This window comes from Cupriavidus sp. 8B (genome assembly GCF_054589115.1).
The window spans coordinates 60,562-82,324 of the sequence record NZ_BAAILO010000026.1 but is presented as its reverse complement, the minus strand read 5'-3'; the positions used below and the strand labels follow the sequence as shown (position 1 = coordinate 82,324).

The following is a 21,763-nucleotide window of genomic DNA, read 5'->3' as shown; positions in this document are numbered from 1 at the left end:
ACGACAGCTACAACAGTGACAACTGGGGACGCTTGCACCATGAGCATCGACATTCTCGCCTTCGGCGAAGCGCTGGTTGAGTTCAACCAGCAGCCCGACGATCCCGCGCGCTACCTGCAGGGCTTTGGCGGCGACACTTCCAATTTCTGCATCGCCGCGGCGCGCCAGGGCGCCCGCGCCGGCTATATCAGCGCGGTGGGCGAGGACACCTTCGGCGAGCGGCTGCTGGCGCTGTGGACGCAAGAGCGGGTGGATACCCGCCACGTGCGCATCGACGCGGGCTCACCCACCGGCGTGTACTTCGTCACCCACGACGCGCACGGCCACCGCTTCGACTACCTGCGCAGCGGCTCGGCGGCCAGCCACTACAGCCACGAGAACCTGCCCCACCATGCCATTGCCGAGGCGCGCTACCTGCACGTGTCCGGCATCAGCCTGGCCATCAGCACCAGCGCCTGCGATGCCGGCCTGGCGGCGATGGAGCATGCGCGCAAGGCGGGGTGCAAGGTCACGCTCGACACCAACCTGCGCCTGCGCCTGTGGACCCTGGCGCGGGCGCGCGGCATCATGCGCGAGGCCTTCGCGCTGACCGATGTGTGCCTGCCGAGCTGGGACGACATCACCGTGCTGACGGGCCTCAATGACCGCGACGCCATCGTCGACTACCTGCTGGGCTGCGGCATCGGGCTGGTAGCGCTGAAGCTGGGCGAGGAGGGCGCGTATGTGGCCACCCCCGAGGCGCGCACGCTGGTGGCGCCGTACCCGGTGCGCCCGGTGGATGCGACCGGTGCCGGCGATTGCTTTGGCGGCAGTTTTGTCGCGCGGCTGGCCGGCGGCGACGATCCCTTCGAAGCCGCGCGCTACGCCAACGTGGCGGCCGCGCTGTCCACCACCGGCTACGGCGCCGTGGCGCCCATCCCATCCACCGAAACCGTGCTGGCGCGAATGGCGCAGTCGGTTTCCGTGATCGCCTGATTCTTAAGCACTCAATCTCTCAAGCTTTGAGCTCAACCGTCCGACCTGACCGAAGATCCACTGCCATGCAAACTCAATCTCCCTCGCTGATCGAACGCCTTGTTAACGTGCCGGTGATCCCGGTGCTCGAGTTCTCCTCCGTGGACGAAGCCCTGCATGTGTCCGAAGCCCTGATCGGCGGCGGCCTGCCGGTGCTGGAAATCACGCTGCGCACGCCCGTGGCGCTGGAAGCCATCAAGGCGGTGGCGGCAGCCTTCCCGCAAGCCTGCGTGGGCGCGGGCACGGTGCTCACGGCGGCCGACCTGAAGGCCGTGAGCGATGCCGGCGCGCGGTTCGCGGTTTCGCCCGGGCTCACGCCGGCGCTGGCCGTGGCCGCGCAGGGCGCGGGCGTGGCACTGTTGCCTGGCGTCGCCACCGCCAGCGAGGCGATGGCCGCGATGGAAGCCGGTTTCAAGTTCCTGAAGTTCTTCCCGGCGGAAGCGTCGGGCGGGGTGCCGATGCTCAAGTCGCTGTACGGGCCGTTCGCGCAACTGCGCTTTTGCCCCACGGGCGGCATCGACCTTGCCCGCGCGCCAACCTACCTCGCGCTGCCCAATGTGGTTTGCGTTGGCGGCTCCTGGGTGGTGCCCAAGGACGCCGTGGCCAAGGGCGACTGGGCGCGGGTGCGCACGTTGGCGCAGGAGGCTGCTGCGCTGCGCAAGTCCGTCTGAAGCCCCCAAGGGGAAGCCCCAGGCGTCGGACAAAGGCGGATAGCGGGCCGCCGTGCCAGGTTGTAAGCTTGGCATATCCCGATTGCTGGAGGCAGCATGACTGTGCGATTGGCGGGCCCGGCGCCGGGTAGCATGGCAGGCTCCCGTGGCCGCGGCGCGATGCTGGCCCACTGGCTCGGCCGTGCGCTGATCTGCGCGTTCGTCCTGTTTGCCGAGGGTTGCGCCAGCCTGCCGAAGGATGTGCCGCGCGAGCGGAGCGCAGCCCTGGCCGATCCTTCTACTACCGCTCTCGGGCGGCTGGTTGCGCAGAGCTCGCCCGATCCGGCGCTTTCCGGCTTTCACGTGATCGCCTCTGGCGAAGAAGCCTACGGCACGTTGATTTCGCTGGCCGACCATGCCACGCGCACCCTGGACCTCCAGTACTACATCATCGAGGCCGACGAGTCATCCCGCGAGATCCTGCGCCACGTGCGCGCTGCCGCCGAGCGGGGCGTGCGCGTACGCGTGCTGGTGGATGACCTGCATAGCGACGGCGAGGATCGCGCCTTCCTGCGCTTCGCTGGCCATCGCAATATCGAAGTGCGCATGTTCAACCCGTTTCCGGCGGGGCGCTTCTCCAAGCTGACACGGATGCTCTCGTCCGCCACCGATGTCCGGCGGCTCAACCGCCGCATGCACAACAAGGCCTTTATCGCCGACAACGCGCTGGCCATGACAGGCGGGCGCAATGTCGGCAACGCCTACTTCCTGCGCGCCCCGGACACGAATTTCGTCGACCTTGACGTGATCGCCGCCGGCCCCGCGGTACGGCGGCTCTCTGCCGCGTTCGACCGATACTGGAACAACCCGCTGGCTGTGTCGGTGGAAACGCTGGCGACGGTGGCGGAGGCGGCGGACGCGGCCTCCGCCACCGCCGCCAGCGCGGCGCGGCCCGAGCAGGCCCTGGTCGATCCTGAGACCGAAAGCAAGCGTATCGAAGCACAGGGCATGACGCTTCCCGGCAAGATCGATGCGCGGGACAGCTTCCTCGGCCGCCAGTTCACGGCTGGGGGCAAGCTGGCTCTCGAATGGGCTTCGGCAAGCGTGATGGTCGACGCGCCGAGCAAAGCCGCGCCGGACCAGGCGCCGGCCGCCGGCGAGACCATGAGCGAGGAGTTGGGCCGCATGTTGAGCGGGGCGAGCCAGGAGGTGATCCTGATCTCCCCTTATTTCATCCCGGGCGACCGTGGGGTGGCGTGGATGGCGGATCTGGTCAAGCGGGGCGTGCAGGTGCGGGTGCTGACCAATTCGCTGGCCGCGACCGATGCGCCCATCGTCCATGTCGGCTACCGGCGCTACCGGCCCGATCTTCTGCGCGCGGGGGTGGAGCTGCATGAGCTCAAGTCGCGGCCCGGCCGGCCGCAGAAAGCCATCGGGGATTACACGTCGTCGCAGGCCAGCCTGCATGTGAAGGCGGCCGTTGCTGATCGGACCAACCTGTTCGTGGGATCGATGAACTTCGACCCACGCTCGGCCAGCCAGAACACGGAGACGGGGCTGATCATCCATAGCCCCAAGCTGGCGCAGCAAGTCGCGAAGCTGTTCGCCGGGGCGATCGACGACAACAGCTACCTGGTGCGCTTGTCCGATCAGGGCGCTTTGCAGTGGGTGGACGGCAAGGGGGAAAAGGCGGTGGTGCTCGATACCGAGCCGGATACCACCTGGCAGAAGCGTTTGTGGATCGACGTACTGGCGCCGTTCACGCCGGAGCAGTTGCTGTGATGCCGCGGAGCGCCATGCCTGGCGCTCCGTTGCCGGCAGCGCATCTTACTTACTGCGATCGGCTGCGCCTTCCAGCTTTTGGCCACCCTTCTGAATATCCTGGCCCAGGCCGGCCATGGTGTTGCAGCCAGCCAGCAGGGTGGCAAACAGAACGCAGAAGATCCATCCTTTTTTCACGCCAGACTCCTTTCGGTCATTGAATTCGCCGCAATTCTACCGTTGTCGCGACACTCTATTGAAGCACGATACGTGCCATTTTGTAACCGATCGTGCCAGGACGGCGGCACATCCTAGGCGAGCAATTCACGTGAACGTACACAGATTGCGGCATGTGTCTGCGCCAGCCAGTGGGCCGGGAAGGGCTGCGCCAGCAAGTAGCCCTGTATGGCACAGCAGCCCCAGCGTCGTACTTCGGCCAGTTGGTGCCGCGTTTCGATGCCTTTGGCACAGACTGGCAAGCCAAGGCGCCGTGCCTGCTCGCAGGCGGCTTGCAGGTGCGCGGCGGCGCCGGCCTGGTCCGGCTTGCCTGGCTGGTCGGTGCTGCCGATGCAGCGCGCGTTGAATGTGAGCAAGTCAGGTTGCAGCCGCTCCAGGGTTGCCGTGCCACCGGGCGCGTCGGCGAAGTCGCTCAGGGCAAAGCGCAGGCCCGCGCCGCGCAGCGTGGCGAGCTTGGCGGCCGCAACATGGTCGTCGGCGAGCAAGGCCTCGCCGGGAATTTCAAGGCAGATCCTTGCCGGGTCGAGCTTGCGTGCCGCCAGGGTACGCAGCAAGGTATCGATCAGCGGGGTGCCGTGCAACTGGGCGCTGGAAACCAGCAACGACAGTTCCACCGGGGCGGCGACGCCGGGGCAGTCCAGCAAGGGTAAGGCGTGTTCCATCAACCAGCGTGCCACCTCGCCCATCATGCCAAGCGACTCCAGCGCGGGCAGGAAGTCCTGCGGCGCAACACGCCCCAACTCAGGGCTCTGCCAACGCAGCCGCGCCGTGTAGCCGGTCACGCACCCCGTGGCCAGCGATGCCCTTGCCTGCAGGTTCAGCGCGATCTGCCCGCGCGCCAAGGCATAGGGCAGGGCGGCCAGGATCGGTGCGGAAAGTGACGCAGGCGTGGCAACGACACTGCCGGCAACGCCGTCGCCGCCGCGTTTGCGCACGCGCAGCATCGCGTCATAGGCTTCCTGGAGGCTACGCTCCGCCGGCTTGTCGGGTTCGTCCAGCGCCACGCCAATGCTGCTGGACAGGAACAGCTCGAACCCGCCCTGCACGAATGGCCGCGCCAGGCCCGCGGCCACGGTGCGCGCCAGGCGCAGCGCCGCTGCCCCGGGATCGGTCGCGGGCTGTAGCTGTGGGGGCAGCGGCACGGCCGCGCCGAGGTCCGCCTGGCCCAGCCAGCTCACTTCGGCCGTCAGCGCCAGCGCGGCTACGCGCGCCGCGACCTGCGCGCGCAGCCGCGTCGATAGTTCGGCGCCGAGCGTTTCGCTGGCGCGGGTAAAGCGGTCGAGGTGGATCACCAGCACCACGAAGCGCCGCTCCGTGGCCAGCGACTGCTGCCGCCGCGCCATCACGGCAGCCGCGAAGTCGCTTCTTACATGGGGGTCCACCTCCGGCGAGCGGACGGCATCGTCTGCGTCTGGGTGCATGGGGGTCCCTGTGGGCAGCATGAATTCGCCACGGTGGCATGAGCGCGGCCAGGCTAAGCCTTGACCGCGGCAACCGCCGTGCCATCCGCGCGCCGGCTCGGGGATCAGGCCCTCAAGCCGGTGTCAGGGACGGCACGGCACAGTGACGATCATACGGGAGAGCAGGCGCCGCCCGAAGCGTGGCGGATACAGGGATAGTGCGGATTCGCCGGGGCTTGACGCAGATCAAGTTTCGGCGGCAGGCGGGTTTGGGGGTCAGCCGGTGGTCTCGGCGTCGGCGCCGTCGTCGGGCAGCACGCGCGACGCCAGTACCTTGTCGATGCGCTTGCCGTCCATGTCCACGATCTCGAACTTCCAGTCGCCCCAGCGCACGGTGTCGCCGGTCTGCGGAAGGCGGCCCAGCAACAGCAGCAACATGCCGGACAGCGTGTGGTAGCGTTCCTTGTCCTCTTCCGGCACCTGGCGCAGGCCAATGCGGTCTTTCAGTTCGGGGATGGGAATGAGGCCGTCGAGCAGCCAGGAGCCGTCCTCGCGCTGCACGGCCCATTCCTCGCCCACGCCATCCTGCTTGAACTCGCCGGTGATGGCCTCGATCAGGTCCTGCAGCGTCACCAGGCCCAGTACCTCGCCGTATTCGTCGATGACAAAGGCGATCTGGCCGCCGGAAACGCGGAAATTCTCCAGCAGTTCCATGCCGGTCACGCTCTCCGGCACGAAAACCGGGGGCTGCGCCACGGTGGCGAGATCGGTCGGCTCGCCGCGCAGGCGGCGCGCCAGCAACTGGCGGGCGCTCACCACGCCCAGCATGTCGTGCATGCCGCCGCGCACCACCGGGAAGCGCGAGTGATCGGACTCTTCGATGCGGCGCAGGTTTTCTTCCAGCGGGACTTCCACGTCCAGGCAGACCACATCGCCGCGTGGCACCATCAGCGAGGTGAGCTGGCGGTCGTCCAGGCGGAACACATTGCGCACCATGGTGTGCTCGTGCTGCTCGATGACGCCGGCCTCCGAGCCTTCCACCAGCAGGGCATGGATCTCTTCTTCGGTCACCGCCGGGCCGCGGCCGCTTTTCACGCCAAGCATGCGCAGCACCAGCCGGGTTGAGCTGGAGAGCAGCTTGACAAACGGGGTGGAGGCCAGCGCCAGGAAGGAAATCGGGCGCGAGACCAGGCGCGCGATGGTTTCGGGGGCCATCTGGCCGAGGCGCTTGGGCACCAGTTCGCCCAGCACGATGGAGAAATAGGTCAGGCCGGCCACCACGATGGTGGTCGCCACCCAGCCTGCGGTCGAGTCCTGCATGCCAAAGCCCTGCAACCAGACGCCGAGCGGCTGCGCCAGGGTGGATTCGCCAACGACGCCGTTGAGCACGCCAATGGAGGTGATGCCGATCTGGACGGTAGACAGAAACCGGGTGGGATCCTCGCCCAGCTTGATCGCTTCGATCGCGCCGCGGTCGCCTTCCTCGATGCGCCGCTGCAAGCGGGCCTTGCGGGCCGTCATCAAGGCGATCTCAGACATCGCGAACAGGCCGTTGATCAGAATCAGCGCCAGTAATATGGCAATTTCCATCAGGGTGCGCGCCCTGTGCGCGCAGGAGTTATCGAGGGCCAAAGCATAACATTGCTGTGTGTCAGGGCCGCCGCGGGCTTCCCGGGATTGGCATGCCCATGGCCCTGCGTCACTTTGCGCTGATCGCGCCTGCGCCGGGGGCAGCGCGGAAACCGAACGATTCCCCCGTTCGAAAACACGACGTTCGAGACGGTGCAAGTCGGGACCCGTCCGGCTCCCTTGCCTGAAAATACTCCATATCTCCTTGATATAAAAAGAAAAAAAGCTTGTCTCCAGGATCTGGCACAGCGGTTGCGATACAGAGACCGAACCACCGTGCCATGCGGTGCGTTTGGCAACGGCGCTGCCTGGCAGCCGCCGTGAACGCTGACAAAGCAAGGAGACAAGCATGGAAGTGCAATCACAAGTCCAGGTGATGGGCATCGACGCCGGCGGCACGATGACCGACACCTTCTTTGTGCGCGGCGACGGGCGGTTCGTCGTCGGCAAGGCGCAAAGCAACCCGGAAGACGAATCCCTGGCCATCTTCAACTCCTCGGAGGACGCGCTTGCGCACTGGCAGCGCGGGGTCGACGACGTGTATCCCGAACTGCTGACCTGCGTGTACTCGGGCACCGCGATGCTCAATCGTGTGGTGCAGCGCAAGGGGCTGGCCGTGGGCCTGATGGTGAACAAGGGCTTCGAGCACGTCCATTCGATGGGGCGGGCCATCCAGAGCTACCTGGGATACGCGCTGGAGGAGCGTATACATCTCAATACGCATCGCTACGACGAACCGCTGGTGCCCCTGTCACGCACCCGCGGCGTGACCGAACGCACCGATGTGCAGGGCGAGATCGTGATTCCGCTGCGGGATAGCGAGGTGCGTCAGGCGACACGTGAGCTGGTGGCGGCCGGGTCCCAGGCCATCGTGATCTGCTTTCTGCAATCGCACAAGAACGGTACCAGCGAGCAGCAAGCGCGCGATATCACGCGCGATGAACTCAAGAAGCTGGGTGCCGATATCCCGGTGTTCGCCTCGGTGGATTACTACCCGCAGCGCAAGGAAAGCCACCGGATGAACACCACGGTGCTGGAGGCGTACGCGGCCGAGCCTTCGCGGCAGACCCTCAAGAAGGTCAGCGACCGGTTCAGGAAGCACGGCGCCAGGTTCGACCTGCGGGTGATGGCCACCCACGGCGGCACCATCAGCTGGAAGGCCAAGGAACTGGCGCGCACCATCGTATCCGGCCCGATCGGCGGCGTGATCGGCTCCAAGCTGCTCGGCGAAACCCTTGGCTATGACAATATCGCCTGTTCCGACATCGGCGGCACTTCGTTCGACATGGCGCTCATCACCAAGGGCAACTTCGCCATCGCCGCCGATCCCGATATGGCGCGGCTGGTGCTGTCCTTGCCCCTGGTGACGATGGACTCGGTGGGCGCCGGCGCGGGCAGCTTCGTGCGGCTTGATCCCTACAGCGGCGCCATCAAGCTCGGCCCGGACAGCGCGGGCTACCGCGTCGGCACCTGCTGGCCGGAGAGCGGGCTGGACACGGTGTCGGTCTCCGATTGCCATGTGGTGCTGGGCTACCTCAATCCCGACAACTTCCTTGGTGGTGCCATCAAGCTGGACGTGGAGCGGGCGCGGCAGCATATCAAGGCGCAGATCGCCGAGCCGCTGGGCTTGTCGGTGGAGGACGCGGCAGCGGGCGTGATCGAACTGCTCGACCTGCAACTGCGCGAGTACCTGCGATCCAACGTCAGCGCCAAGGGCTACAACCCGACCGAGTTCGTGTGCTTTTCCTACGGCGGCGCGGGGCCGGTCCATACCTATGGCTACACGGAAGGCCTGGGCTTCAAGGACGTGATCGTGCCGGCGTGGGCGGCGGGCTTTTCGGCATTCGGCTGCGCCTGCGCGGACTTCGAGTACCGCTATGACAAGAGCGTCGACCTGGCGCTGCCGCAGGACGCCGCCGATGCGGACAAGGCCCAGGCGGCCCAGACCATCCAGAAGGCGTGGTCGGACCTGGCCACCAAGGTGATCGAGGAGTTCAAGATCAACGGCTTCAAGGCCGAAGACGTGATCCTGCGCCCGGGTTACCGCATGCAGTACATGGGCCAGCTCAACGACCTGGAAATCAGCTCGCCGATCGCCAATGCCGCCACGGCGGGCGATTGGGACCAGATCGTCGATGCCTTCGAGGAAACCTATGGCCGCGTGTACGCCAGTTCTGCGCATTCTCCCGAGCTGGGTTTCTCCGTCACCGGCGCCATCATGCGCGGCATGGTGATCACCCAGAAGCCGGTGCTGCCGGAAGACCCGGAAAGCGGCCCGACGCCGCCCCCGCAAGCCCGCCTGGGCACGCGCCCGCTGTATCGCCAGAGAAAGTGGCATGACGCGGTGCTGTGGAAGATGGAAGCGCTGCAGCCCGGCAACACCATCATCGGGCCCGCCATCATCGAGTCGGACGCGACCACCTTTGTGGTGCCCGAGGGCTTTGCCACCACGCTCGACAAGCATCACCTCTTCCATCTCAAAGAAGTGAAGTAAGGAGACCAGCCATGAATATGATGTCCAGCAAGGAAGTCGGGCTCGCCGACCTGCTCAAGACCGGCGAGACGCTCAAGCAGTTCCGCGACGCCATCCTGGAGCGTACGGCCAACACCGGCCACTACAACGGGCTTACGCGCCTGGCATTCCGCGAACGGGACCCGATCCGCTACGAGAAGCTTTTCTCCAAGCTGCGCGGCGGCCTGGTGCACGCCCGTGAAACGGCCAAGAAGATCGCCGCCAGCCCGATCGTCGAGCAGGAAGGGGAGCTGTGCTTCACGCTCTACAACGCCGCGGGCGACTGCGTGCTGACTTCCACCGGGATCATCATCCACGTCGGTACGATGGGGGCCGCGATCAAGTACATGATCGAGAACGATTGGGAGACCAATCCCGGCATCCATCCCGGGGATATGTTCACCAACAACGATTGCACGATCGGCAATGTCCATCCCTGCGATATCGCCACCATCGTGCCGATCTTCGCGCATGGCAAGCTGGTGGGCTGGGTGGGCGGCGTGACCCACGTGATCGACACCGGCGCGGTGACGCCGGGGTCCATGTCCACCGGGCAGGTGCAGCGCTTCGGCGACGGCTACATGATCACCTGCCGCAAGACCGGCGTGAACGACACCCCGCTGCGCGACTGGCTGCATGAAAGCCAGCGCTCGGTACGCACGCCGAAATACTGGATACTCGACGAGCGCACCCGCATCGCCGGCTGCCACATGATCCGCGACCTGATCGAGGAGGTGATCGAGGACGAAGGGCTGCAAGCCTACGAGGAGTTTGCCTACGAGGTGATCGAGGAAGGGCGCCGCGGCCTGCAGACGCGCATCAAGGCTATGACCCTGCCGGGCAAGTATCGCAAGGTGGCCTTTGTCGACGTGCCGTACAACCACCCCGACGTGCAGACCTCGTCGGCCTTCGCCAAGCTCGATTCGATCATGCATTCGCCGGTGGAAATGGAAATCCGCAAGGACGGTTCGTGGCGCCTGGATTTCGAAGGCGCGAGCCGCTGGGGCTGGCATTCTTATAACGCCCACCATGTGGCCTTTACCAGCGGTATCTGGGTGATGATGACGCAAACGCTGGTGCCCACGCAGCGCATCAACGACGGCGCCTATTTCGGCACGGAGTTCCATCTGCCCAAGGGCACCTGGATGAACCCGGACGACCGCCGTACCGGCCATGCCTATGCCTGGCACTTCCTGGTCTCGGGCTGGAGCGCGATGTGGCGCGGTTTGTCGCAGGCCTACTTCAGCCGCGGCTACCTGGAAGAGGTCAACGCCGGCAACGCCAACACCTCCAACTGGCTGCAGGGCGGCGGCATCAACCAGGAAGGCGAGATCCACGCCGTCAACAGTTTCGAGGCTTCGTCGTGCGGCACCGGCGCCAGCGCCATCAAGGACGGCCTCAACCACGCCGCGGCGATCTGGAACCCGGAAGGCGATATGGGGGACATCGAAATCTGGGAAATGGCCGAGCCCCTGCTTTACCTGGGACGCAACGCCAAGGCCAATTCCGGCGGCTATGGCAAGTATCGGGGCGGCTGCGGCTTCGAGACGCTGCGCATGGTGTGGAAAGCGCAGGACTGGACCATGTTCTTCATGGGCAACGGTTATATGAACAGCGACTGGGGCCTGATGGGCGGCTATCCCGCAGCTACCGGCTACCGCTTCGAGGCCCACAAGACCGGCCTGAAGGAGCGCATCGCCGGCGGCGACAGCCTGCCGCTGGGTGGCGATGCCAATCCGGACCTGCCGGACTACGAGAATCACCTCAACGCCGGCGCGGTCGTCAAGCGCGACCAGCAGTGCATGACCACCGAAGACTGCTACGACAACTACGACCTCTACCTGAACTACCTGCGTGGCGGCCCGGGCTTTGGCGACCCGCTCGACCGCGAGGTCGGAGCCATCGAGCAGGACCTGAACAACGCCTTGCTGCTGCCGGAATACGCGCAGAAGGTATATGGCGCGGTCGCGACCAAGGATGGCAACGGGATCTGGAAGGTGGATGCCAAACAGGCCGCGCTGAAGCGAATCGAGATCCGCAACCAGCGCCTGGCGCGTTCGCAGCCTGTCCAGGAATGGATGAAGGGCGAGCGCGAGCGGATCCTGGTCAAGCATGCCTCGACCCAGGTGCAGCACATGTTTGCCACCAGCTTCGGCCTGTCGAAGACGTTCGAGCAACAGTTCCGGACGTTCTGGGACCTGCCTGACTCGTGGACCTTGACCGAGGACGAACTGGACGTGCCGACCTATGGCTCCAGGTACCGCATGGACCTGTCCAAGATGCCCGACGTCAACACCGTGGTGCTGGTCGAAGAGTGAGGCCAGGCCGGCGCTAACGAACGCACACATTAGTTAGTCAATACGCCAGAGAGGATTCAAGATGTCCACCTACACCAGTGAACAGGTCAAGAACCTGGTCGACGGCAAGCTCGACTGGGACACCACCCTGCGCATGCTGTCGATGCCCAAGGATGCCGCGCGCTTCCAGCTATACGTGCAAGCGCTGCAGAAGAAGCTCGACTGGGATGATCGCATCGTGCTGCCTTTGAGCCCGCACATGTTTATCGTGCAGCAGGCCAAGACCAAAAAGTGGGTCACGCAATGCGACTGCGGCCATGTTTTCTGCGACTACCGGGAGAACTGGAAGCTGCACGCCAACGTCTATGTGCGCGACACGGACGAAGCCATGGCCGAGGTCTATCCGCAACTCATGGCGCCGGATACGCAATGGCAGGTGTACCGCGAGTACTACTGCCCCAAGTGCGGAACCATGCACGATGTGGAAGCCCCCACGCCGTGGTATCCGGTGATCCACGACTTCGAGCCGGACATCGAGGCGTTCTATACCGACTGGGTGAAGCTGCCACTGCCCGAACGCGTGGATTGATGCGGGCCTCGGCATCGCGGTAATCGTTTCTCCACATCCGGGCCTGGGGATGGATCGTCCATCCTTTGGCGCAGGCCTGGCGGCCGTTCGATTTCCGGACGGCCGTTTCGTTTTCGGCCGGTCGCAAGTGGCCCCTGCCGGTCGATCAGGTGCGCGTGCGGCCCGGCAGGCCGAGCGGCTGGCGTGTGGCCTGGGTTTTGCTCTACTAGGAGGGGGGCAAGTCCCGGCTGGTTTTGGCAGCGCCGTCGGGAGTAGGATGCATGAAATGCGTGAAGCGGGCGCAAGTCCCGCGAAGCAGGCGAAGCAAGACACAGAGCCGGTGAACCGGCCATCCTGGCCCGCATTGGGCGGGCCCCCGCAAGGAGACACGGAATGCAAGAAGCCAGCACACCGATGGACTGGTTTTCCCATCCAGACCATGACGCCAGCATCATGTCCGCCTGGGAGCACCTGATCGACGGTGGTGAGGCGAGCGCCGGCGAACTGCGCTGCGTGGTCGACGATTCCTGGCACCGGTGCCTGGTGGGCCGGGTTGATCCCGCTGCCGGCGCCGCGCCGCCGCCGCTTGACGAAAGCGGCCTGAGGGCGCGGCGGGAGAAGAACGATCGGCTGGTCAGTACCAGCCTGCCCCTGATACAGCAGACCCGCGAGTTTCTCTCGCAGACGGGCACCATCATGCTGCTGGCCGATCCTGACGGGATGATCCTCCAGCAGGAGGGCGACATGCGCATCGTCGAGCCCGCCGGGGAAGTCGGCCTGATTCCGGGCTGCGACTGGAAGGAGCTCAACTGCGGGACCAATGCCATCGGCACCGCGCTGGCCTTGCAACAACCTGTGCAAATCCACGGTGCCGAGCATTTCTGTGCCGGTATCAAGCGCTGGACCTGCTCGGCCACGGTCATCCGCGATCCGCTGGACGGCGCCGTGCTCGGCGTGATCGACGTCTCAGGCCTGGCGCAGACCTATAGCTGGCATAGCCTGGCGCTGACCGTGTCGCTGGCCGGCAGGATCGAAAGCCGGCTGGCCAAGCTGGCCATGGAGCGCCGCCTGCGCTTGCTGGATCGCTGCATGAGCCATTTCGCATCGGTGCGCAGCGATGGCGTGCTTGTCCTCGACGAAGGTGGGCGCCTGGTCAAGGCCAATCCGCAGGCGCCTTCGGCGCTGGCGCGGCTGGGCGTGAGCACGGTGCTGAACAGCGCGTTTTCCATCCCCGGCCTGGACGCCCGGGTGGCGCGCGCCGGATCCGGGCCGCTCCCAGAATGGCTCAAGCTGACCCGCTTCGAAGCGATCCGCGATAACGGTGACATGCTGGGTTTCGTGGTGGTGATTCCTGCCGCGCCGCATCGTCTTGCAGCGGGTGCTGCGGGCGTGCCGGCCATGCGGCCGGGCCCGGCGCCGGCGTTTTCCCGGATCGTCGGCAACGGTGCCGCCTTGCGCTCGGCCGTGGAGAAGGCGCAGCACCTGGCACCATCCAGGGTGCCGGTGCTGCTGCTGGGCGAGACCGGCGTCGGCAAGGAGTTGTTTGCGCAAGGAATTCACCAGGCCAGCGCTTGCGCGCAAGGCCCGTTCGTGGCGCTCAATTGCGGGGGGCTGTCGCGGGACCTGCTCGCAAGCGAACTCTTTGGCTATGCCGAGGGCGCGTTCACCGGCGCGCGCAGGTCGGGCGCAGCCGGCAAGATCGAGGCCGCCAACCGGGGGACGCTGTTTCTCGACGAGATCGGCGAAATGCCGCTTGACATACAGCCGCACCTGCTACGCGTGCTGGAGGAGGGGGAGATCTACCGGCTCGGCGAGAATACGCCGCGCAAGGTCAGTTTTCGCTTGGTCGCCGCCACCCACCGCAACCTGCGCGACGATGTGGCCGCGGGCAAGTTCCGCATGGACCTGTTCTACCGCATCGCCGTGACCAATATCGCGATACCGTCCTTGCGCCAGCGCAAGGACGACATCCCGGCCCTGGTCACGCACTGGCTTGGCCAGCTATGCGAGCGCTACGGCCTGCCGGTGGCATCGTTCGACGACGAGGCTTACCGATGCCTGCTTGCCTACGACTGGCCGGGCAATGTCCGCGAGTTGCGCAACGCGCTGGAGGGCTCCTTGCTGATGAGCGCGGGCGGCGTGATCACCGTGGACAAGCTGCCGCTCGAAATCAGCTCTGTGGGCACGCCAGGCGGCGTCAGCGGGCCAAAGGACATCGCCGGCAATGCGCCCGAGCCGGCTTGCTCGCTCGAGATGGCGGAATCGGAATCCATCCGCAAGGCCCTGGCGTACAGCGGCGGCAACCTGACCAGGGCCGCTTCGCGCCTTGGCATCGCGAAGAGCACCCTGTATGAGAAGATTCGGAAATACGGCTTGGGCGCCGCCCTGAGCGAAACACGCGGGCGGGCGACATAGCGCGTCATGCCCGACGTCGCCGGCGGCACTTCATCGAAGACCGGCGCTGCGTTGCCGCATGGGCGCAGGCCCGGCGATTACCTCACAGGTAGTCGCGCGGCGGCCCGGGCCGTGCTGTAATGCCGTCATGGACACCCTAACCCCCAGTTCCGAAACCGCCCTCGATTTCCCCGGCCTGCTGCGTTACTGGCGCGGCAAGCGCGGCTACAGCCAGCTTGCGCTGTCGCTGGCCGCCGGGGTATCGCAGCGGCATATCAGCTTCCTTGAATCCGGCCGCGCCCGGCCCAGCCGCGAAATGGTGCTGTCGCTGGCGGACCGCCTTGGCGTGCCGCTGCGCCAGCGCAACCGCCTGCTGCTTGCCAGTGGCTTTGCGCCGGCCTATACCGAGCACGGCCTGGCCGCGCCCGCGCTGCAGATGGTGCAGCAGGCGGTGGCGCTCATCCTGTCCAAGCAGGAGCCCTATCCCGCCGTGGTGCTGGACCGATTCTGGAACATGCTCGACGCCAACCAGGCATACCGCAACATGATTGGCCTGCTGCTGGGTGGGCGCGCACCGTCCAAGCTGGAGGAGGGCGGCGGGCGCATCAACCTGATGCTGACGGTCTTCAATCCGGACGGCTTGTGGCCGGTCATCGACAACGCGCGCCAGGTCGGGCGCTACCTGCTGCGGCGCGTGTGGCAGGAGTTGCAGACGCAGGCGCAGGACCAGACGGCGCGCGCGATCTTCGAGCGCATTGCAGACTGGCATCCCGATATGGTTGGCCCGGCCGGCGTCCCGCTGTTTGACGACGATGCCGCCGAGCGGACGCCGCCGCCGATGCTGCCGGTGGCGCTTGCCGCCGACGGTTTTCGCGCCTCCCTGTTCTCGACGCTGACCACGCTGGGCATTCCGCAGGACGTCACGCTGCAGGAGATGCGTATCGAGTGTTTCTTCCCGGCCGATGAGGCTTCACGCCATGCGCTCGAGGCGCTGTCGCAGTAGCCGGCGGCCTTGACCGGGATACCTCGTGCGCCATCAAACGGCTGAGAAAAGGAGCCTGCCAGCAGGCGAGTCATGGTGCGCTTGCTTGACGTTTGGGAGACTTCCTGAAATGAGAAGTTTTGTAGCTTCTTTGCTTTGGGAAATTTCCGAATGATTTGAATTGAAAAATTCTTAATAGAAATTTCCAATTCAGGCATGTCGGAAAGCTGCCTTGGAAATCCATGCTTCAACATCGCCTGGCGCGCCCGGCACGCGTAGCAAGACAGGCGGCCAGCGCGCGCGGGCGACAGCTTGCGCAGCGTGGTGTGCGACAATGCGCGTTGCTTTTTGGTCTACACGAGGGTCCGTCCATGTCCTTGCGCGCCTTTTTCCACGCTGCCGCCGTGCTGGTTGGCAGCAGTGTCTGTCTTGCCGCGTATGCCGAGCCTGTTGCTACGGTTCGCCCCGCCGCCACGGCGGGTTTATATGAATGCCAGGCTCCCAGCGGGGGTGTTGTCTTCCGTTCCACGCCGCGCGAAGGTTGCACCGTGCTGGCCGCGCCCGATCCTTCAGCGCCTGATCCGCAGCGCTGGCTGCCCCTGATGGGCGCCAACGGGGTGATCTCTTACTTCGACAAGACTTCGGTGCGACGGCGTGGTCCCGAGGTCGGTGTCGCGGTCATGCGCAACGCGCCGGCCGGCGTGATCCGCACCACCAGTGGCGAGCCGATCCGTTCCTCGCTCAAGCGCATGGTGTTCAATTGCGCCACATCCATGTATGCGGTGGTGGAGCAGACGCTCTACGCTAAGCGTTATGCGCGCGGCGAATCGCTGTACACCATCAGCGCCCCTCACGCTGGCATGCCGCAGCCTGCCAGCGCAGGCACTGTCCCCGGCGAACTGCTCGGCCGCTTGTGTCCTTGATGCCTGTGCCGGCACCCGCAGGCAGGCCGGATGTTGCGCTGCAGTGTCGATAGGCTGGCTGATGCGTCAACCCATTTGTCCCTTGCTTCGTTTTGGTAGTCACGAAGCGCAGGTGCCTAGCGCCACCAAGGGCTGCGGGCAGGCTTCTTTCCACAGCTGACCAGGAGGCTGATATGAAGAAGTGGATCGTGATGTTGACGCTGGCCATGTTTGGTGCGGGCGCTTATGCCCAGGCGTCGGCGCCTGCCGCGCCCGCGGCCGGCGACAAGCCAGCGGCGTCAAGCTCTGGCAAGATGACGAAGAAGCCGGCCAAGAAGAAAAAGAACCATGCGCCTCCTGATGCCGACAAGATGATGAATAAAGGCGCCTGAGCGCCGTTAGTGAAAGGCGACGGGCAGCCAGCGTGCCGGTGCGCGCGCTTGCTGTCGAGCTAGTTCGCCACGCCGCCTGTGCCCGCTGCGTCGCGCGTGAAGCGCGCGATGCAGCGGGCCCGGGTACCGATGCCCAGCGGCGCCATGCGCCATCCGGGGGGACTGGCATCGAGGCGGAACCCGATCGAGAGGCTACGGCCTCTCTTTTTTTGGGCGCGGCGGATCCATTCCGCATGATTCCAGTGCAGTGCACGATTTTGCAGGTGCGCAATGCGCCGTTCCGGTGCTGCCCACGTGCTCGCTACGCACGTTGACTCCGTGCGATCCATATCCTAGCGTTGCAGATTCGGGTGCTATCCCCATGTAGGACGCATGGACCAGCGGTCATGACGGCAGGCGGATTTTCGCCCGCCGCCTTGCCCAGCCGTGGTGGCGCCGCAGGGGAAATAGCTGAAGAAATGGCTGCGCCCCCAACGTGCCCTGCGAGGCACCAAGCGATGATCCGACGGCACGCCCAATGTGATGCCCGGGCTCGAGAGGCGCGCGGAAAGCGGCGTTTGGACGGCCGGGGTTTCAATTTGTTGCAAACGTTGCGTGATCGAAACGTGACTTTTTAGTCTCGAGTTGTTAAGGTCTTATTGCGCATTGCAGCAAGTCGGATACGCTCCGATACACCCAGGCACAAGTTCAGCACCCAATCAAAAGCGATGCGCCACGAGAGCCCCCAAAGCCTCCCCAGGGTACGCGCTGGCCGGCATCCCGCCGTTGCTGTAGTCATCCCGGTCGCATGGTGGTCCGCCTTTTGCTGCGGTGCTTGATCGATCCCAACCGTCCAACTACGCCCGTCACTGGCATTCATGTCCGAAACTGCTACCTTGCCGACCGTCGAATTTATCCAGCGCCGTGCAGCGGCGCCTGCGAACACAAGCGCACTGCGCCTCGGCAGGTGGTTGTGCGGCGGCATGCTGGCAATGTGTGCCGTGGCGGCACACGCGTTCGACTTCGATACCGTGGCGGCGCGCGCGCGCCAGCTGGCCGCAAGCCCTTACAAAGCTCCCGTGCAGAATCTGCCAAGCGAATTGCGCGAGCTGCCGTACGAGCGCTATCGCGAGATCGAATACAAGCCAGAGCGTTTCCAGTGGCGCAATGCCAAGCTGCCGTTCGAGCTCTCCTTCTTTCACGAAGGCATGGTGTTCGACCAGCCGGTGCGCATCAATGAAGTGGTGAGTGGGAGCGCCCGCGAGATCCGCTTCGAGCCGTCTGCGTTTAACTACGGACCGCACAAGGTCGATGCCAGCAAGCTCAAGACCCTTGGCTTTGCCGGCTTCCGCGTGCTCTATCCGCTCAACGGCACCAAGGGCAAGGACGAAGTCGCTTCCTTCCTGGGCGCCAGCTATTTCCGCGCGCTGGGCAAGGACCAGTGGTACGGCTTGTCGGCACGCGGCCTGGCCGTGGATACCGGGCTCAATTCGGGCGAGGAGTTCCCGCGCTTCGTCGAGTACTGGATCGAGCGGCCGTCGCCGGCGGACAAGCAACTGACCATCTATGCGCTGATGGACTCGCGCCGCATGAGCGGGGCGTACCGGATCGTGATCCGGCCAGGCACGGAGACGGTCATGGAGGTGAAGTCGCGCTTGTTCACGCGCGAGAACGTCACCAAGCTTGGCCTGGCGCCGCTGACCAGCATGTTCCTGTTTGGCGAGAACCAACCTTCGTCGGTGCCGGACTACCGGCCCGAGGTGCATGACTCCGACGGGCTCTCGGTGCAGCTTGGCACGGGTGAGTGGCTGTGGCGGCCGCTGAGCAATCCCAAGCGCCTGCTGGTGACCTCGTTTGCCGCGACCAATCCGCAAGGGTTCGGCCTGATGCAGCGGGATCGCAATTTCAGCAGCTACCAGGAAATCGGCGCGTGGTACGAGCGTCGCCCGAGCGCCTGGGTGGAGCCTAAAGGCAACTGGGGCCCGGGCCGGGTCGAGCTGGTGCAGATCCCGACCCCGGACGAGACCAACGACAACATCGTGGCCTATTGGGTGCCTGACAACCCGCCCAAGCCCAAGCAACCTTTCGATTTCGAATATCGCCTGCTGTGGCAGAAGGACGGCGAGAAACAGCCGCCGCTGTCGTGGGTGACACAAACGCGGCGTGGCCAGGGCCTCAGCCGCAAGCAGGACGACACCAGTTTTTCGCTGGTGGTGGATTTTGAAGGCCCGGCCTTCAAGAAACTGGCCGCCGATACCCGGATCGATCCGGTGATCTCGGCCGACAGCAACGGGGAGCTGCTGAACACTTCGACGCAACGCAATGCGGCCACCGGCGGCTGGCGCATGACCATGGTCGTGCGCCGCAAGGACGAGAACAAACCGGTCGAATTGCGCGGCTATCTTCGCAACGGCAATACAACCCTATCTGAGACGTGGAGCTACATCTTACCCCCAGGCTAAAGCGGCGCACCGCTCCGGCGGCGGCATGCGAGCGCTATCTCGATCGCGTTCCTGTCTCGCCCGACCAGCGTCGCGAGCTGCTTAACAACGTCGCTGGCAGCGACGCCGCCGACACCGAGTCGGCCATGCATCTGCTGCAGCGAACACTCGCGGCCAAGGACGGCGAGCCATCCCCGGCGGGCGCGTCCTACGGCTCGGTGGGGCGCCGCCTCAACCTTGCCTATGGCGCCCCCCAGGCAGCGGGCGAGCCGCTGGTCCAGCGCCGCGACGATGGCACGGTGCATATCGACACGGGTCCCAAGCCCGAGCGCGCTTCGATGGTGCCGCGGGCATGGCCTCCGCACATCGTCACCGGCTTCCTGCGCAACCTGGGCCGGCGCATGCTGGGCCGCCCGCCCGTGCCGGAGACCTGGGACACGTTGCATGACGGTCCCGATGCCGAGGGCAAATGGCATCCGGCGGGCTCGCACCGGCGTTGGGTACTGCTCGGCCTGGTTGCCGGGCAGACCGCGCTGGCTACGTACTTCATGACCAAGGTGCTGCCTTATCACGGCACCGACCCGCTGGAGATCGCCGTGCTGGCGCTCTTCGCCATCCTGTTCTCGTGGGTGTCGGCAGGGTTCTGGACCGCCATGATGGGCTTCCTGGTGCTGGCCAAGGGCGGCGACCGCCATCTGATCTCGCGATCGGCCGCGGTGGATGGTCCCATCGCGCAGGAGGCGCGCACGGCGGTCATCATGCCGATCTGCAACGAGGACGTGACCCGGGTGTTTGCCGGACTGCGCGCGACCTATGAGTCGATGGAGCGCACCGGTGAGCTGGCGCGCTTCGATTTCTTCGTGCTGTCGGACAGCGGCAACCCGGACCTGCGTACCGCCGAGACCGATGCGTGGATGGAAACCTGCCGCGCGGTCAACGGTTTCGGCCGCATCTTCTACCGCTGGCGCCGCCACCGCGTGAAGCGCAAGACCGGCAACGTGGCGGACTTCTGCCGCCGCTGGGGCAGCGCCTATCGCTACATGGTGGTGCTGGACGCCGATAGCGTGATGAGCGGCGAATGCCTGACCACGCTGGTCAAGCTGATGGAAGGCAATCCGGGCGCTGGCATCATCCAGACCGCGCCGCTAGCCGTGGGCCGCGAGACCATGTATGCGCGCGTGCAGCAGTTTTCCACGCGCGTGTACGGGCCGCTGTTTACCGCCGGCCTGCATTATTGGCAACTCGGCGAATCGCACTACTGGGGCCACAACGCCATCATCCGCATCCAGCCGTTCATGGAGCATTGCGCGCTGGCGCCGCTGCCCGGCAAGGGTCCGCTGGCAGGAGAAATCCTCTCGCACGATTTCGTCGAGGCCGCCTTGATGCGCAGGGCCGGGTGGGGCGTGTGGATTGCCTATGACCTGGAGGGCTCCTATGAGGAACTCCCGCCGAACCTGCTCGATGAGGTCAAGCGCGATCGACGCTGGTGCCAGGGCAACCTGATGAACTTCCGCCTGTGGATGAAGCAGGGCTTCCACGCCGTGCACCGCGCGGTGTTCCTGACCGGTGTGATGGCTTATCTGTCGGCGCCGCTGTGGTTCCTGTTCCTGGTGTTGTCCACCATCATGCTGGCCAAGCATGCGCTGGTGCCGCCGGAGTACTTCACGCAGCCCTACCAGCTGTTCCCGACCTGGCCGGAGTGGCATCCCGAGAAGGCGCTGGCGCTGTTCTCGGCGACCGCCACGCTGCTGTTCCTGCCCAAGATCGCCAGCGTGGTGCTGCTGATGAAGGACTCGCGCAACTATGGCGGACCGTTGCGCCTGGTGCTGTCGATGCTGATTGAAGTCGTGATGTCGGCTTTGCTGGCCCCGGTCCGGATGCTGTTCCACACCAAGTTCGTGGTGGCGGCCTATAGCGGCTGGGGCATTACCTGGAAGTCGCCGCCGCGCGAAGATGCGCAGACCAGCTGGGGCGAGTCGTTCCGCCGCCACGGCATGCATACCTTGCTGGGCCTGGCGTGGGGCGGGCTGGTGCTGTGGCTGGACCAGAATTTTGTCTGGTGGCTGCTGCCGATCGTGGGTTCGCTGGCATGCTCGATTCCGCTTTCGGTCTGGCTGTCGCGGGTCTCGCTTGGCCGTGCGATGCGCGGGGCCAGGTTGTTCGTGACCCCGGAGGAGGCTACGCCCCCGCGCGAGATGGTGGCCATGCAGAAACACGTGGAGGCAGCGGGAGAGCCGCCGGCATTTATCGACGCCGTGGTCGACCCGGTGACCAATGCGCTGATGTGCGCGACCGGCTCGTCGCGCGTGGTGCAGCCACAGGCCACGCAACTGGAGCACGCCGCGCTGGTGCAGCAGGCCCTGAGCGCCGGTCCGGACGCGCTCACGGCTGCCCAGAAACACCTGCTGCTGGGCGATCCCTTTGCGCTGGCCCAGTTGCATGAACTGGTATGGGGCTCACCGCTGGCGCACGCACGATGGAAGGAAACCCGGGTGCTGCCCCGGCGCGCGGCCAACGTGGTGCCGTTGCGTCCAAGGCTCACCTGAACTTGCGCCGCGCCGGCGCGCCTGCTCCCGGCGGCAGGGCGCCGGGAGCCTGGCAGGAA

The 21,763-nt window shown here is 65.6% G+C and carries 15 protein-coding genes; 12 read left to right on the top strand and 3 right to left on the bottom strand.

What is annotated here, in order from left to right; translation table 11 throughout:
* Window positions 1-39: 39 nt before the first annotated feature.
* From ACYP5B_RS02460 to ACYP5B_RS02450, 3 genes are all read left to right on the top strand, one after another.
* Window positions 40-975 carry a sugar kinase gene (locus ACYP5B_RS02460; RefSeq protein ID WP_318232252.1) on the top strand — a complete coding sequence of 312 codons (936 nt, stop codon included), beginning with the start codon at window positions 40-42 and terminating at the stop codon, window positions 973-975.
* Window positions 976-1,040: 65 nt separating this feature from the next.
* On the top strand, window positions 1,041-1,685 hold the full coding sequence (gene eda / locus ACYP5B_RS02455) for a bifunctional 4-hydroxy-2-oxoglutarate aldolase/2-dehydro-3-deoxy-phosphogluconate aldolase (RefSeq protein ID WP_318232253.1): 645 nt from the start codon (window positions 1,041-1,043) through the stop codon (window positions 1,683-1,685).
* 96 nt (window positions 1,686-1,781) lie between these two features.
* Complete coding sequence (locus ACYP5B_RS02450; protein ID WP_459568429.1) at window positions 1,782-3,446, top strand: phospholipase D-like domain-containing protein; 1,665 nt, start codon at window positions 1,782-1,784, stop codon at window positions 3,444-3,446.
* Between the two features lie 45 nt (window positions 3,447-3,491).
* On the opposite strand, the gene ACYP5B_RS02445 is transcribed toward ACYP5B_RS02450, so the two are convergent.
* The 3 genes from ACYP5B_RS02445 to ACYP5B_RS02435 form a co-directional block, all read right to left on the bottom strand.
* Window positions 3,492-3,623, bottom strand: coding sequence for an entericidin A/B family lipoprotein (locus ACYP5B_RS02445; RefSeq protein ID WP_006163387.1), 132 nt, complete (start codon window positions 3,621-3,623; stop codon window positions 3,492-3,494).
* Between the two features lie 113 nt (window positions 3,624-3,736).
* A complete protein-coding gene (locus ACYP5B_RS02440; protein ID WP_459568428.1) occupies window positions 3,737-5,083 on the bottom strand; it encodes an EAL domain-containing protein in 1,347 nt (448 codons plus the stop codon).
* Between the two features lie 255 nt (window positions 5,084-5,338).
* A complete protein-coding gene (locus ACYP5B_RS02435; protein WP_459568427.1) occupies window positions 5,339-6,652 on the bottom strand; it encodes a hemolysin family protein in 1,314 nt (437 codons plus the stop codon).
* Between the two features lie 388 nt (window positions 6,653-7,040).
* On the opposite strand from ACYP5B_RS02435, the gene ACYP5B_RS02430 reads away from it, so the two are divergent.
* From ACYP5B_RS02430 to mdoH, 9 genes are all read left to right on the top strand, one after another.
* On the top strand, window positions 7,041-9,185 hold the full coding sequence (locus tag ACYP5B_RS02430; protein WP_459568426.1) for a hydantoinase/oxoprolinase family protein: 2,145 nt from the start codon (window positions 7,041-7,043) through the stop codon (window positions 9,183-9,185).
* Window positions 9,186-9,196: 11 nt separating this feature from the next.
* A complete protein-coding gene (locus ACYP5B_RS02425; RefSeq protein WP_459568425.1) occupies window positions 9,197-11,521 on the top strand; it encodes a hydantoinase B/oxoprolinase family protein in 2,325 nt (774 codons plus the stop codon).
* Window positions 11,522-11,582: 61 nt separating this feature from the next.
* A complete protein-coding gene (locus ACYP5B_RS02420; RefSeq protein WP_318232259.1) occupies window positions 11,583-12,089 on the top strand; it encodes an acetone carboxylase subunit gamma in 507 nt (168 codons plus the stop codon).
* A gap of 372 nt (window positions 12,090-12,461) precedes the next feature.
* A complete protein-coding gene (locus ACYP5B_RS02415; protein WP_459568424.1) occupies window positions 12,462-14,483 on the top strand; it encodes a sigma-54-dependent Fis family transcriptional regulator in 2,022 nt (673 codons plus the stop codon).
* Window positions 14,484-14,610: 127 nt separating this feature from the next.
* Window positions 14,611-15,465: a helix-turn-helix domain-containing protein gene (locus ACYP5B_RS02410; RefSeq protein ID WP_400096291.1), complete on the top strand. Its 855-nt coding sequence runs from the start codon at window positions 14,611-14,613 to the stop codon at window positions 15,463-15,465.
* A 350-nt stretch (window positions 15,466-15,815) separates the two neighbouring features.
* Complete coding sequence (locus ACYP5B_RS02405; RefSeq protein ID WP_400096292.1) at window positions 15,816-16,367, top strand: surface-adhesin E family protein; 552 nt, start codon at window positions 15,816-15,818, stop codon at window positions 16,365-16,367.
* Between the two features lie 173 nt (window positions 16,368-16,540).
* Window positions 16,541-16,738 (top strand): hypothetical protein, encoded by a 198-nt coding sequence (locus ACYP5B_RS02400; protein WP_318232263.1) that lies wholly within the window; start codon window positions 16,541-16,543, stop codon window positions 16,736-16,738.
* A gap of 857 nt (window positions 16,739-17,595) precedes the next feature.
* The gene (locus ACYP5B_RS02395; RefSeq protein WP_400096293.1) at window positions 17,596-19,179 is read left to right on the top strand and encodes a glucan biosynthesis protein G; all 1,584 of its coding nucleotides are present in this window, start codon (window positions 17,596-17,598) and stop codon (window positions 19,177-19,179) included.
* A complete protein-coding gene (gene mdoH, locus ACYP5B_RS02390) occupies window positions 19,152-21,704 on the top strand; it encodes a glucans biosynthesis glucosyltransferase MdoH (RefSeq protein ID WP_459568423.1) in 2,553 nt (850 codons plus the stop codon). Before ACYP5B_RS02395 ends, mdoH begins: the two co-directional genes overlap by 28 nt.
* Window positions 21,705-21,763 lie beyond the last annotated feature (59 nt).

What these genes read in the sequence shown, in the direction of transcription:
- ACYP5B_RS02460 (WP_318232252.1), top strand. Translation starts at nt 40, where the DNA reads ATGAGCATCGACATTCTCGCCTTCGGCGAAGCGCTGGTTGAGTTCAAC.
- eda (WP_318232253.1), top strand. Translation starts at nt 1,041, where the DNA reads ATGCAAACTCAATCTCCCTCGCTGATCGAACGCCTTGTTAACGTGCCG.
- ACYP5B_RS02450 (WP_459568429.1), top strand. Translation starts at nt 1,782, where the DNA reads ATGACTGTGCGATTGGCGGGCCCGGCGCCGGGTAGCATGGCAGGCTCC.
- ACYP5B_RS02440 (WP_459568428.1), bottom strand. Translation starts at nt 5,083, where the DNA reads ATGCACCCAGACGCAGACGATGCCGTCCGCTCGCCGGAGGTGGACCCC.
- ACYP5B_RS02435 (WP_459568427.1), bottom strand. Translation starts at nt 6,652, where the DNA reads ATGGAAATTGCCATATTACTGGCGCTGATTCTGATCAACGGCCTGTTC.
- ACYP5B_RS02430 (WP_459568426.1), top strand. Translation starts at nt 7,041, where the DNA reads ATGGAAGTGCAATCACAAGTCCAGGTGATGGGCATCGACGCCGGCGGC.
- ACYP5B_RS02425 (WP_459568425.1), top strand. Translation starts at nt 9,197, where the DNA reads ATGAATATGATGTCCAGCAAGGAAGTCGGGCTCGCCGACCTGCTCAAG.
- ACYP5B_RS02420 (WP_318232259.1), top strand. Translation starts at nt 11,583, where the DNA reads ATGTCCACCTACACCAGTGAACAGGTCAAGAACCTGGTCGACGGCAAG.
- ACYP5B_RS02415 (WP_459568424.1), top strand. Translation starts at nt 12,462, where the DNA reads ATGCAAGAAGCCAGCACACCGATGGACTGGTTTTCCCATCCAGACCAT.
- ACYP5B_RS02410 (WP_400096291.1), top strand. Translation starts at nt 14,611, where the DNA reads ATGGACACCCTAACCCCCAGTTCCGAAACCGCCCTCGATTTCCCCGGC.
- ACYP5B_RS02405 (WP_400096292.1), top strand. Translation starts at nt 15,816, where the DNA reads ATGTCCTTGCGCGCCTTTTTCCACGCTGCCGCCGTGCTGGTTGGCAGC.
- ACYP5B_RS02400 (WP_318232263.1), top strand. Translation starts at nt 16,541, where the DNA reads ATGAAGAAGTGGATCGTGATGTTGACGCTGGCCATGTTTGGTGCGGGC.
- ACYP5B_RS02395 (WP_400096293.1), top strand. Translation starts at nt 17,596, where the DNA reads ATGTCCGAAACTGCTACCTTGCCGACCGTCGAATTTATCCAGCGCCGT.